The organism is Psychrobacter sp. 1U1 (assembly GCF_051847535.1).
GTDB lineage: Bacteria > Pseudomonadota > Gammaproteobacteria > Pseudomonadales > Moraxellaceae > Psychrobacter > Psychrobacter saeujeotis.
The window spans coordinates 123,477-136,481 of sequence record NZ_JBPYDD010000005.1 but is presented as its reverse complement, the minus strand read 5'-3'; the positions used below and the strand labels follow the sequence as shown (position 1 = coordinate 136,481).

General features: G+C 44.5%; 11 protein-coding genes. 8 read left to right on the top strand and 3 right to left on the bottom strand.

Annotated elements, in window-relative coordinates:
• Window positions 1-49: 49 nt before the first annotated feature.
• Window positions 50-1,378, bottom strand: a complete 1,329-nt coding sequence (locus ACS8FB_RS09150; protein WP_439262322.1) for a D-amino acid dehydrogenase — start codon at window positions 1,376-1,378, stop codon at window positions 50-52.
• 64 nt (window positions 1,379-1,442) lie between these two features.
• Window positions 1,443-2,195: a CAF17-like 4Fe-4S cluster assembly/insertion protein YgfZ gene (gene ygfZ / locus ACS8FB_RS09145; protein ID WP_439262320.1), complete on the bottom strand. Its 753-nt coding sequence runs from the start codon at window positions 2,193-2,195 to the stop codon at window positions 1,443-1,445.
• A 308-nt stretch (window positions 2,196-2,503) separates the two neighbouring features.
• On the opposite strand from ygfZ, the gene ACS8FB_RS09140 reads away from it, so the two are divergent.
• The 3 genes from ACS8FB_RS09140 (at window position 2,504) to ACS8FB_RS09130 (ending at window position 6,203) form a co-directional block, all read left to right on the top strand.
• A complete protein-coding gene (locus ACS8FB_RS09140) occupies window positions 2,504-2,857 on the top strand; it encodes a zinc ribbon domain-containing protein YjdM (RefSeq protein ID WP_299186065.1) in 354 nt (117 codons plus the stop codon).
• A gap of 77 nt (window positions 2,858-2,934) precedes the next feature.
• Window positions 2,935-4,236 (top strand): glutamate-1-semialdehyde 2,1-aminomutase, encoded by a 1,302-nt coding sequence (hemL, locus tag ACS8FB_RS09135; RefSeq protein ID WP_439262318.1) that lies wholly within the window; start codon window positions 2,935-2,937, stop codon window positions 4,234-4,236.
• Between the two features lie 230 nt (window positions 4,237-4,466).
• Window positions 4,467-6,203 carry an AMP-binding protein gene (locus tag ACS8FB_RS09130; RefSeq protein ID WP_439262316.1) on the top strand — a complete coding sequence of 579 codons (1,737 nt, stop codon included), beginning with the start codon at window positions 4,467-4,469 and terminating at the stop codon, window positions 6,201-6,203.
• A gap of 13 nt (window positions 6,204-6,216) precedes the next feature.
• Here the strand turns inward: ACS8FB_RS09130 and ACS8FB_RS09125 are convergent, their stop codons facing one another.
• Window positions 6,217-6,633 carry an Mpo1-like protein gene (locus ACS8FB_RS09125; protein ID WP_439262314.1) on the bottom strand — a complete coding sequence of 139 codons (417 nt, stop codon included), beginning with the start codon at window positions 6,631-6,633 and terminating at the stop codon, window positions 6,217-6,219.
• A 382-nt stretch (window positions 6,634-7,015) separates the two neighbouring features.
• On the opposite strand from ACS8FB_RS09125, the gene ppx reads away from it, so the two are divergent.
• The 5 genes from ppx to ACS8FB_RS09100 all read left to right on the top strand — a co-directional run bounded on the left by ppx (window position 7,016) and on the right by ACS8FB_RS09100 (window position 12,924).
• Window positions 7,016-8,566 (top strand): exopolyphosphatase, encoded by a 1,551-nt coding sequence (gene ppx / locus ACS8FB_RS09120; RefSeq protein ID WP_439262312.1) that lies wholly within the window; start codon window positions 7,016-7,018, stop codon window positions 8,564-8,566.
• A gap of 186 nt (window positions 8,567-8,752) precedes the next feature.
• Window positions 8,753-9,556 carry an acetyl-CoA carboxylase carboxyltransferase subunit alpha gene (locus ACS8FB_RS09115; RefSeq protein ID WP_439262310.1) on the top strand — a complete coding sequence of 268 codons (804 nt, stop codon included), beginning with the start codon at window positions 8,753-8,755 and terminating at the stop codon, window positions 9,554-9,556.
• A 159-nt stretch (window positions 9,557-9,715) separates the two neighbouring features.
• Entirely contained in the window at window positions 9,716-11,266 is a 1,551-nt protein-coding gene (gene tilS / locus ACS8FB_RS09110) for a tRNA lysidine(34) synthetase TilS (RefSeq protein ID WP_439262309.1), read from the top strand.
• Window positions 11,267-11,438: 172 nt separating this feature from the next.
• Window positions 11,439-12,269 (top strand): pyrroline-5-carboxylate reductase, encoded by an 831-nt coding sequence (gene proC, locus ACS8FB_RS09105; RefSeq protein WP_439262308.1) that lies wholly within the window; start codon window positions 11,439-11,441, stop codon window positions 12,267-12,269.
• Window positions 12,270-12,354: 85 nt separating this feature from the next.
• Window positions 12,355-12,924, top strand: coding sequence for a YggT family protein (locus tag ACS8FB_RS09100; protein ID WP_439262306.1), 570 nt, complete (start codon window positions 12,355-12,357; stop codon window positions 12,922-12,924).
• Window positions 12,925-13,005 lie beyond the last annotated feature (81 nt).

The window sequence follows — 13,005 nt, the reverse complement described above, 5'->3', positions numbered from 1 at the left end:
CAGATTAACTATACGAAAAGTAAATATGTATGGCTGGTGTAAGTGTTCTCTATTGAGCGTTTACACCTACAAAGTCAAAATCGACTGGCGGTGTCTCGCCCTGTATTAATAAACTAATCGCTTTGGCAGAACCACAAGCATGCGTCCAGCCAAGTGTACCATGACCCGTATTAAGCCATAAATTATCGAAACTAGCGCTTGTATTGTGACTACCATGACGGATGTGACCTTTATGCGCGCGTCCTATTAAGGGTACGTTTGATGGGGTCATCGGTCGCAGCCCCGTCCAATATTGCACAGAGCTTGCAATGATGCCTTTTGGGAATAACTGCTGTACACGGCGCGTAATGGCTTGGCAGCGTATAGTGTTTAAGTCCAAATTATAGCCGTTAAATTCTGCTGTGCCCGCGACGCGCAATTTATCGCCAAGGCGTGAGGTAACCAGCTTAAACTCATCATCAATGAGACTGACAAAAGGTGCTAGGTGGGGGGCGCGGGGATTGACCTGATAAGTGGCCGAGTAGCCTTTAGCAGGGAAGATCGGTAGATGAATATTAAGCGGCTTCATCAAGGCGATACTATAGCTACCAAGTGCCAATACATGGCTGTCTGCACTAAAAGTTTGTACATTTTCGCCTTTGGGACGAATATTGATGCTATGGATATGCGGGCGACTAGAGTGGGCGTCAGCGTTTAATGCCAATACCTCGGTGTCATATAAAAACTGTACGCCAGCATTAGCGCAGCGCTCAGCTAAGCGCTGGGTAAATAGATGGGCATTACCCGATTCATCGCGGCTGGTATAAGTAGCGCCTTTGAGCTTATGGGCAATAGGATAGAGCGCGGGCTCCAGACTGGCCGCATTATTAATGTCAATGATATGACGCTCACAGCCTAGCGCTTGCATACGCTCTGTTGGCGCAATAGCAGCGTCAAACTCAGCTTGATCGGTATAAAAATGCATGATACCGCGCTTTTGCTGCTCGTAATCGATACCAATATCAGCACGTAGCTGCTGCAAAGATTCTCGTGAATATAGTCCCAAACGCACCATCTGTATCAGATTGGCATCGGCTCTATCTGCACGGCACTCTTGCAAAAACTGCATCGCCCACCTAAGCTGCGCTTTGTCAGCTCGCAGACGATACAATAGTGGCGCGTCTTCTTTAAATAGCCACTTAAGCGCTTTCATTGGAGTAGTAGGATTGGCCCAAGGGGTCGCATGCGAAACCGATATCTGCCCGCCATTGGCAAACGACGTCTGCATTCCCGCTGCAGATTCACGCTCGATGACAGTCACATCATAGCCAGCTTGGCGAAGATACCATGCGGTGGTCACGCCCACCACGCCTGCTCCGAGTACCGCAATATGGGTCATGAGTAAAATCTCTTAGTGACTGTTTTAGCTGCTTGTTGGGCAGTTTACTGCGGTTTGGACCACGCTACTTTGGACGTGCGACATCAGCTTGAAGTGCTGTTGGCAACTCCAATAGGGTGAGGTCGCTATCATCAAGATGGGCTGGACGTGCAACGACTAGCGCTTCAAAGCCATCATTGGTAGCAATGGCATTGACCACTTGGATCTTATCAAGCTTATCCCCTGCTGCTGGCGCGTCACCTGTCCCGCTAACATAGTGCAAAAACGCCTTGGGCGCCGCTTTAAAGTAAATGCGAGCGATGACCTCTTGACCCAAATAGCAGCCTTTGTCGTAGTCCATACCACCGCGCTGATGCAGACGCAGCTCTTGCGGCTGAAACTCACCCTGCGTTGCCGCCACGATCCAATAGTTGCCAGTAGCAATACTTCGCTGCATCCAAGCTTGAGTATCTTCTGCTGTATTATGCTCATCCTTATGGCTAAAGGTTGGCTCATCAGCGAGCACACAAGGATAAATGGCTGTTGCTGCACTGGTCTCAAACTTCGAAAACGCTCCAAATTTCTTTAAATGTGCCTGTAAAGCGTCTACACAATCAGCGCTAGTCACCACGTCATAATGTTTTTCGTCTTGTTTTTTAATCCAAAGTCCAAATTCAATACGCCCTTTTAAGTTGCTAAGGGCAGTTGGCTGATAGCTAAGACCAAGCTTGGTCACATCACAAGTTAATTGTCCTTGTAAGAATTTTTCAGCATCTTCACCTTGGATAGTTAATTGAGAAAACTGCGGCAAAGTCGAGACGTCGGTAGATTGAGTCATTGTTATTATCCTTCTAATAAGAGCTTACTTATGAATAACTGGGTCTTAGATATAAGGAACAAAAGAAGCAAATTGGCGCTTTTATCCCCTATTAGACAAGTGAATACAAAATTAAATGAGGTTGAAGAGTACCATAAAAAGCACTGTCATAAGAAACGCTATGGTTAAGGTTTAGATTGGGCGCAGTGCCCAATTTTCAACCGTACAAATTGGTTAAAGCAAGCGAGTTACGGTACAATGTTATCTCTAGTCTGGGGTCTAGGCTAAGTCTAGAATAAACCTACATGATGATGGCTGCCGAGGAAATAATGAGCTTACCCAATTGTCCAAAATGTGATGCTGAATATACGTACGAAGATGGTGCGTTACTGGTATGCCCTATGTGTGCTCATGAATGGACGGCAGCTGAGACTGACGCGGCTGAGGCAGAGGCGCAAGACGCGGTCATTCGCGATGCTGTCGGCAACGAGCTACAAGATGGCGATGCCGTGACCGTCATCAAAGACTTAAAAGTTAAAGGCTCATCCATCGTTATCAAAGTAGGCACCAAGGCAAAAAGCATTCGCTTGTTGCCAGATGCGAGCGATGGCCACGATATTGACTGTAAACTTGATGGCTATGGCCCCATGAAGCTTAAATCCTCAGTCGTTAAAAAGGCTTGAGACGATAAGTTTAACCAACAAGTTCAATAATATTTAAGTGAAAGATTTTACTTTTAATAAAACAATAGAGAATAACCATGAGCACTAAAAACGAACAACTATTTGCGCAAGCTCGCAAACATATTCCAGGCGGTGTCAACTCACCCGTCCGCGCTTTTGCAGGGGTAGGTGGTACGCCCATCTTTATGCACCGTGCTAATGGCAGCAAAATCTACGACACCGAAGACAATGCCTATATTGATTATGTTGGCTCATGGGGGCCAATGATCTTGGGTCATGCGCACCCAAAAGTGATCGATGCGGTCAAAAAAGCCGCTGATGATGGGTTAAGCTTTGGGACACCAACACCGTTTGAAACCACGGTTGCCGATAAGATTTGTGACATCGTACCCAGCGTTGAGATGATTCGTATGACCAGCTCTGGTACAGAAGCGACCATGAGTGCGATTCGTCTGGCGCGTGGCTATACGCAGCGTGACAAAATCGTCAAGTTTGAAGGCTGCTACCATGGCCATTCAGACAGTCTGCTAGTGAAGGCAGGCTCAGGAATGCTGGATATTGGTGAGCCAACCTCAAAAGGCGTGCCAGCAGATTTCGCTAAGCATACCATCACCATTCCTTATAATGATCCACAAGCGATTAAAGACTGCTTTGAGAAATGGGGTGATGAGATTGCTTGCGTTATCCTAGAACCAATCGCTGGCAACATGAACATGGTTATCCCAACCCAAGAGTTCCATGATACCTTGCGTGCTGAGTGTACCGCTAATGACGCAGTACTTATCTTTGATGAGGTGATGACAGGCTTTCGCGTTGGCCTTGGTGGCGCCCAGGCGCACTTCGGTATCGATCCTGACTTGACTTGTTTTGGTAAAATCATCGGTGCAGGCTTGCCCGTTGGTGCTTTTGGTGGCAAAAAAGAAATCATGTCTTGTATCGCGCCACTTGGCGGTGTCTATCAAGCGGGTACGTTGTCAGGCAATCCGCTAGCGATGCGTGCTGGTATCGCGATGTTTGAAGACTTAACGGCAGACGGCTTCTATGATGAATTATCAGCGAAAGTAGACAAGCTCGTTGATGGCTTTCAAGCGGCAGCTGACAAGCATGGTATTAATCTGCGTACCAATAAATTGGGCGGCATGTTTGGTATGTTCTTTGTTCGAGACAATGAGACGACTGTACCTCAGAACTTTGATGATGTGACAGAGTGCGATATGGACGTGTTTAACACTTTTTTCCATGGTATGTTAGATCGCGGTATTTATTTGGCACCGTCTGCTTATGAAGCAGGTTTTATGTCTATTAAGCATAGCGATACAGATATCGAAGACTCGATCAAAGCGGCCGATGAGATATTTGCCCAAATGGCTAAAGCGTAATTAGACAGTTCTAGCTTTAAGTATTTAAAATAGAAAACCAGCCATCGCGCTGGTTTTTTTGTGGCTAATTTTTATTGTACTTTGTGAATGATTGGCTCTTACTTTAAGTCGCGTTCACCATAAAAAGTGAGTAGAAGCCAGAGAAAATCATGCTCTACTCATTTGTAAAACAGAGAATAAACTGTGCTATTCTGAGACTAATAGTGACAACCAAGCAAGGATGCTAACTGATGAATACCAGTTCTGAAAACAATGCCCCCAGTAGTACCGTCCCTCCATTATGGCAAGCCGCGTATGAAAGATATGAACTAAGAAACAATCTAAATGTGTTAGAAGATAAGCATAACCTACTAGATTTGTTACAACCAAAGATTGAGCAGCATAGCGATTCTGTGGCTTTTAGTATGGGTCCTGCCACGCTGAGTTTTGCGCAATTAGATATCGCTAGTCGCCGCTTTGCCGCCTTTTTACAAGCACAAGGCATCCATAAAGGCGATCGTATCGCTGTTCAACTGCCCAATATATTACAGTATGCCGTGGTATTGCTCGGCTGTTTGCGGGCAGGAGCGGTACTGGTCAATGTCAATCCTATGTATACCCACTATGAGTTGGCGCATCAGCTGACAGATGCTCAAGCTTGTGGTCTTATCATCCTAGATGGTATGGACTCAGCTTATGAGCAGTTGGACGATGATATCAAAGCGCAGCTGCAATGGGTTGTGAGATGTTCTGTCGATCTCAATGCTACATCTACGGACAATGACATCACGTTATTAAGTCAGCTTAGCGCCAAGCCAGTCGATAACTCATCTATAACCAAATCAGCGGCGGCTAATACGTTAGACTCAAAGGACCATATAAAATTTGCGCACATCTTACAATCGCAGCGCGCAGAAGACTTTAAAGACGTCACTATCGAGCGTGAAGATTTGGCATTATTACAGTATACAGGGGGCACGACTGGTAAGCCAAAAGGCGCTATGCTGACCCACTATAATGTCATGGCCAATGTGTGTCAATGCTATGCGATGTTTGGCAATGCGATTGAAGCGGGACGTCGTGAGCAGATTAAGATACTCAATCCGCTGCCGCTTTATCATATCTTCTCCTTTACCGTTTGCGGCTTGCTGGGCATTTATGGCGGCTGGGAAGATGTATTGGTCACCAACCCACGCGATATCGATGGCCTAGTCAAGACCATTGAGCAGCATCGTCCGCATGTCATTCCATCGGTCAATACCTTGTTTATTGGTATGCTGCATCATCCAAAGTTTGCCAGCCTTGATTTTAGTCGCTTGGCGCTATCTATCGGTGGCGGTACAGCGATTATTAAAGCAGTATCTGATCAATGGCAACAAGTCACTGGCATGATAATTAATGAAGGGTACGGCATGTCTGAGACTTCTCCTGTTATCTCTTTTAACCCACCTGGTATTAGCCATTTTAATGGTAGCGTAGGGCTACCATTAGCCATGATGGATATCAAAATCATTGATGAAAATGACTCAGCATGTGCAATTGGCGAGCCTGGAGAGGTAGGCATAAAAGGCCCACAAGTGATGCGCGGCTATTGGCAACAAGATAATACCAACACCTTTACCAAAGATGGTTATTTTAAATCAGGTGATATCGGGGTAATGAATGAAGAAGGGTTTTTGACGCTGGTCGATCGCAAAAAAGATATGATACTGGTTTCAGGATTTAATGTTTATCCTAATGAAGTAGAAGCTGCGTTGACTGAGCATCCAAAAGTACTTGAAGTGGCGGTGATTGGTATTGCAGATGAGCATAGTGGCGAGGTGCCAAAAGCCTTTGTGGTCAAAAAAGAGGCAAGCTTGAGCGTAGAGGAGTTGCAGGCTTTCGCTGGCGAGCGTCTGACAGGTTATAAACGCCCGCAGTCATACGAGTTTATCGATGAATTACCTAAGACGGCGGTAGGTAAGATACTGCGTAAGTCTTTACGTTAGTAGTATGAATAAACTACTTTCGTCCGATTTTATCAAATTTACGATCTTTTAAGCTTAAGTTGCCGCGTAGAACGTCACTATACATACGAAAGTCGCTGACGAAGCTTTTTAGTGGGAATTTAAAAGAGGCGGGCTTATTTTTTTCAAAGAAAAAATGTCCAACCCAGGCGCAGGCATATCCTGCAGCAATACCTTTGAGTAATGGTTTCGGCGAGCGCGTCTTGACCGATTTTGCCAGTCCTAATAGACCAAAACTGCTACCAGCAAAATGCAGACGTCGGCACATAACGTTTTGATGTTCATTTAAATAAAAATCGTAAAATCCTTGCTCAGAGACAGGGTCTACTTTGGTGATATCCGTACCAACAATTGCAGTTTTTATCGGTGTGTTGGCAGTAGCCCGAGATTGAGTACGCGTAGATTGATTCATTTTGGCAGCTTCCTTTGCTTATTATTTGGACTAACAGAGAACTATCAATACTTGGTGACTACATCAATAGAGGAGGATCAATAATGCAATGCAACAATGAACTGGACACCAAGATAGAAGTTACAGTTATTAATAATTATTCTAAATTATCAATGTTACTGGTTAATAATATGACTTATTTAGAATGTAGCAAAGGGTTATAATGAACACAAGTCATTGAATGTACCTTAATAGAAATGCTTTAATAGCAAAACTTGTCTGCGACACTACGATAAAATTTAAGGCTTGAAAACTTAGTATCCAAGGCAAGTATTATTTATTACAACACTTGCGGTTACGACTATATTCTTATACACCATCCTACAGGATAACGATTTTTCCTATGCTCAATCCTATGCTCAATAATGACATTATAGATTCGCCACTCGCTGATGATGAACTGATGGCGGCCATCGATATCGGTTCGAACAGCTTTCATTTAGCTATTGCTCGTCTTGATCATGGTGAAGTGCGAAAAGTAGTCTCCATGTCCGAAAAAGTACAGCTGGCAGCAGGATTAGATGAACATAATATCTTAAGCGCTGCTGCTGAAAAGCGAGGTCTAGAATGTCTTAGCCGCTTCGTTGCACGCCTTGACTCAGTCTCTCCTTCGCGCATACGTGTCGTTGCGACAAATGCTCTGCGTCAAGCGAAGAATGCCAATGAGTTTATAAAACGCGCTAATGAGATACTACCTAAGCCGATTGAAATCATCTCTGGACGTGAAGAGGCGCGACTGATATATCTTGGTGTTTCTCACACCAATGCTAGTAGTGATAAGCGTTTGGTTATTGATATCGGTGGCGGCTCTACTGAGTTTATTATCGGACAAGGATTTGATCCATTATTGACTGAAAGCTTACAGATGGGTTGTGTGGCTTTCACAAAGAGATTTTTTGCGGATGGGCAAATTACTAAAGAGAATTTTAATCGTGCTATCGTCGCAGCTCGCAAAGAAGTACTGGCTATTAATGGCCAATATCAAAAGACAGGCTGGAGTAGTGTGGTTGGCTCTAGTGGTACGATTAAAGCAGTGCGTAATGTGCTGGTATCCAAAGGTTGGTCAGATGAGCAAGAGCGCGTCACTTATCAAGGGGTCAAAAAATTAGAAAAACTGCTCATCAAAATCGGTGATGTAAATGACATCGAGTTAGAAGGGGTGAAAGAGCACCGTAAGGCAGTATTTCCAGCAGGCGTAGCCGTACTACGTGCTACCATGAAAGTGCTTGGTATTGAGACTATCGTTTATTCTGACGGCGCGCTACGAGAAGGAGTGATGTATGACATGCTTGGACGCTTGGCTAGTGAGGATGTCCGTGACCGTAGTGTGCTTGCATTAATCAAACGCTATTCAGTGGACAAAAAACAAGCCAGACAAGTGGTTAGAACCAGTCGCCATCTGTTCAAACAAGTTAAAGATGACTTGCAATTGACCAATGATGATGCTGACGTATTGAGACGGGCAGCATACCTGCACGAGATCGGTCTTGCGATTAGCCATAGCAGCTATCATAAGCACAGCGCTTACTTACTTGAATACTCTGACATTCCGGGATTTTCGCAAGTCGACCAAAAGCGTATGGCACAGCTGATGCTCAACCATAGACGCAAGCTTAAGAGCGATATGCTTGAGCAAACGTGTAACATTGGCGGTGATGACTTGGTCTATCTATGCTTACTACTAAGGCTTGCGGTCTTAGCGCATCGTAGCCGTAGTGAGTATGATCTACCCGACATGCGCCTTGTCATCACTGATACCAACTGCTGGCAACTTACTGTCAGTACCGACAAAAAACATTATGCATTTTTATTTTCAGACCTTTATGTAGAGATTGAGCAGTTTGCAAAATGGGGTATTAAGCTCAGTGTTATCGAAGCTACGGCATCCGCTTAGCTGATAGGCTTTGGTTAGGCCAGTCAGCCAAATATTTACATTACAAAAGCATTGTTAAATGCCACGGTATATAAATTGTGCTACTATAAGTTTTATTGAGTTTACAACTGTACTTTATTTAGCCTCAAATAAATCATGACACGTAGTATCATATAAATTATACAAAACGATAGAAAGGAAACGTCTATGAGTACCGTCTGGGATAGCGTTCAGCTTGCACGGCATGCCAAACGTCCATTATTTATGGACTATGTTAATCAGCTGTTTACAGAGTTTGATGTATTGCATGGTGATCGTGCCTATGCCGATGACAAAGCAATTGTAGGTGGATTGGCCCGTTTGGATGGTATGCCAGTCATGGTCATTGGACAACATCGTGGTCGTAGTACGCGTGAGCGCATTGCTCATAACTTTGGTATGGCAAACCCTGAGGGTTATCGTAAAGTCATACGTTTGGTAAAGATGGCGGAGCGTTTTAATATTCCCGTAATGACCTTTGTCGACACGCAAGGTGCATACCCTGGTATTGGTGCCGAAGAGCGTGGGCAAGCGCAAGCGATAGCAGAGAGTATTGCTGTATTTTCGAGTTTAAAAGCGCCTATTATTGTTACTATCATCGGTGAAGGCGGCTCAGGCGGTGCATTGGCCATTGGGGTCGGTGACAAAGTAAATATGCTACAAAACAGTATTTATTCCGTTATTTCTCCTGAAGGCTGTGCTTCAATCTTATGGAAAACGGCAGAAAAAGCGAAAGACGCCAGTGAAGCTTTGAAGTTGAATGCAGATAACTTGTATCAACTGGGACTGATTGATGCGGTCATCGAAGAAGGGGAAGGCGCGCACATTCATCCCCAGCCAGTGATGAATTCTCTTAAAGCGCTACTGCTTGAACAGCTTAATGAGATCAAAGACATGGATGCAGACGCTCGTTGTGAGCAGCGCTATGAAAAGCTCAAGACCTTCAATTCAGAAGTCATGTTGCCTTGTTAGGTATATAATATAAGGCTGATCTGATATTACTCTTGTTCGATGACATGCTTTTGGTCCTAGACGGTTACTCTTAGCGATAGACTAAAAAGTGATAGAATAAAAACGCGCTACTTGATAGCGCGTTTTTTCGTTTTTAACTTTACTCATATAAGATTGATTATGACTAGTAGCGCCATTTTACAGTATCCTATCAAGCCAGTAGACCAATTGCCGATCGATGATAATCTAGCAGAAGCGTTATTGGTTAGCATGGCTGAATATGGTGGTCAATTACATGGCCGGCGTATTTGGTTGGCTTGTAGTGGTGGCCGAGACTCGTTGGCATTGGCCGCGCTATGTGTACAGTTATATCGACAGGGTAAATTGCCGTTTTTGCCGCAATTGTTGCATGTCAATCACGGACTGCAAGCAGATAGTAGTTATTGGTCAGAGCATGTCGCTAGCTGGGCACACATTCAGCAGCTACCGTGTCAGGTATTAATGGCAAAAGTAGACGGTCATGATGAGCAAGCAGCGCGACTAGCACGTTATCATGTGATGCGTGCCCATATTAACCAAGACGATGTGCTACTCTTGGGCCATCATGCTGATGATCAAGCTGAGACGGTACTCATGCGCTTGATTCAAGGGGCGGGGGTGAATGGCTTGTCAGGTATGCAGGCGTGGCGAGAGCAGTCACAAAGCGCACAACGCAACATACTGTGGCGGCCTTGGTTATCGGTACGCCGCTCTATCATTAGTCACTATGCTCAGCAGTTAGAGCTGCCGTATATCGATGACCCTACCAATGACAGCGGCGATAATATGCGTAGTGGGCTGCGCCGCGATATCATGCCAGCACTTGCTACGTATAACTCGAATGTTATTGATAACATTGCTCGCAGTGCGCAGTTACTCGCAGATGCTCAAGCTATCGTGAGCGATCAAGCCGTACAAGACTTGCAGCAGACCGCTATTATTCTGTTGAATTATCCACCAGCGCAACGTGTGCTAAATATCGACAAACTGCACTCATTGCCTATCTATCGTCAACGCCAACTCATACATACTTGGCTCACGCAAGAAGAGCCATTGCCGCCGTCCAAGCAGCTTGTCGATGATGTTTTAAGCTTAACTGAACGTAATGATCACAACCATCAAACCCAATTAGACTGGCAAGGCAGTAAGCAGACTTACACTATCCGCCGTTATCGTCAGCAGCTGTATCGTCTTAGCAGTAGTTGGCTTGCATGGCTAGCGCTACCACTTACTGCACACACCCAAATGTTACCTTGTTCAAGCTTGCCTCAAAAGCATGCGATGATGGTGATGTTACGCACAGGCAAAGGTATTGATTGGCAATTAGAAATCGCGCTCAATACGTTGATACACTTTATAAATGATAGATTCATCAGCGATAAGCTTATAAGTAATAAAGATAAGATTGAGCTAACGTGTACACCATTAGGACGGCAGCAGCGCGTGCAAACGGCTCTAGTCACTCGACCACAAGCAGGAAAAAAACTCTATCAAACACTTGGCGTGCCTGTTTGGCTGCGTGATAGCTTGGTGGTTGTTAGTATTGTCTTCGCTCATAAAGATGAAGCGTTGCCGTTATTGCTAGTATCGCCATTTGAAAGTTGGGTGCTAGGGACTGATAAATCGTTGGAAAACGTTAAAAATGATAGTGGTTTCTTAGCTAGTGCTATCAAAAATATCTTAAGCATATAGCCAGTATGCAATAAAATCGTTACGTTAATCGGTTTTTGAGGTGATTGGACTACAGATAAATTTCTTTAATGCTCGTGGCAGTATGGTAGACTAAGTGTCATTTTAGATGTCATGATATACGTTTGAAAACTATACCTTTGGATACTTTGCGTTTTGTTAGTGAGGAATAATAATGTCAGTACTCGACAATAAAAAAATCAGCTTTATCGGTGGCGGAAACATGGCGCAAGCTTTGATAAGTGGGCTTATTGCCTGCGGTGTCAAACCTGAGCTAATCACCGTATCAGCACCTAGCGCTGAGACACGTCAGCAGTTTGAAGATCAAAAGATGAATACGGTTGATGCAAGTGTAGACCCAAAGGCTGCGATCATTGATGCTGACGTCGTCGTCTTAGCGGTAAAACCTCAAGTCATGAATAAAGTTGTCAGCGCTTTTGCTGATGTCTTAGACAACCAATTAGTGATATCAGTGGCAGCAGGGTTATCGACTGATGACCTCTCTAGTATGCTTGGTGGCTACCCTAATGTCGTACGTGCCATGCCCAATACGCCCTCCAAAATACAGATGGGGGCAACTGGGTTGTATGCATCCGCTGACCTTGACGAGTCGCAAAAGCAGTTGGCAACGGCGGTGATGGAAGCGTCAGGTCTGGCTATGTGGGTAGATGATGAGACACATATGCATGCTGTAACGGCCGTTTCTGGTTCTGCACCAGCCTATGTGTTTTATTTTATTGAATCAATGATTGATGGCGCCGTGGCGCTCGGTCTGGACAAAGAGCAAGCCTCAGCTCTAGCTATGCAGACGGTACTAGGTGCAGCTAAAATGACTATCGAGAGTGATGATAGTCCAAGTGAGCTACGCCGTAAAGTCATGTCACCGAATGGCACCACACAAGCCGCTATCGAATCTATGCAAAGTAATGAGATTGGTCGCCAAATCGGCGAGGCCATGCAAGCTTGTTACGACCGTAGTCAAGCGCTTAGTACAGAAAACAAATAAGAATTTAGCCCAGTAAAATTCTCCTTTAATACAAATAAGCCACCATCTTAAAAATATTTATTCGTGGCACATTGAGTAGCGTTTTATGAACAACACGTTGTTGCAAATTTTTGACTTAGTGACTACCTTCGCTATGATGCTAGTATTTATCCGTTTTATGCTGCAGTTTGCTGGAATGGATGAGAGAAACCCTATGATTGCGCCTGCTTATAAGGCCACGCGCATTGTAGATACGTTTGGGCGTATTTTTCCGACAGTTGCGCAAGGGCGTATCAGTATTGCGGCCATCGTATTGATGTTTTTAATCCGTCTCGTTGATATCTCTGGCAAAGCGGCGCTGATGCATAAAGGTATTGCACCTGCGCCGTTGTTTTTTGCTGGTACCACCAGTTTGGTTTTAGACTTTTTGCGCATGTGTCGCTATTTGGTCATTGGTTCTATTATCGTAAGTTGGATTGTGGTATTTACCCGATCTGAGCACCCGATCATTGGTATTATTATTAATTTAGCTGAACCTATCTTAGCGCCGTTTCGCCGCATTACACCAAATTTAGGCATGCTTGATTTATCACCGATGGTTGCCTTTATTGCCTTTCTTTTACTCGAGATGTTTATCGGCGGTTTGGCCTCAAGCTTTATGCCGATGTTAGGCTAAGCTGTATTTAATTTAGTATTGAGTACTATTTTAAAATATATTCTAAAGACTACTTAATACAAAAAAGACGCTCTCATCATA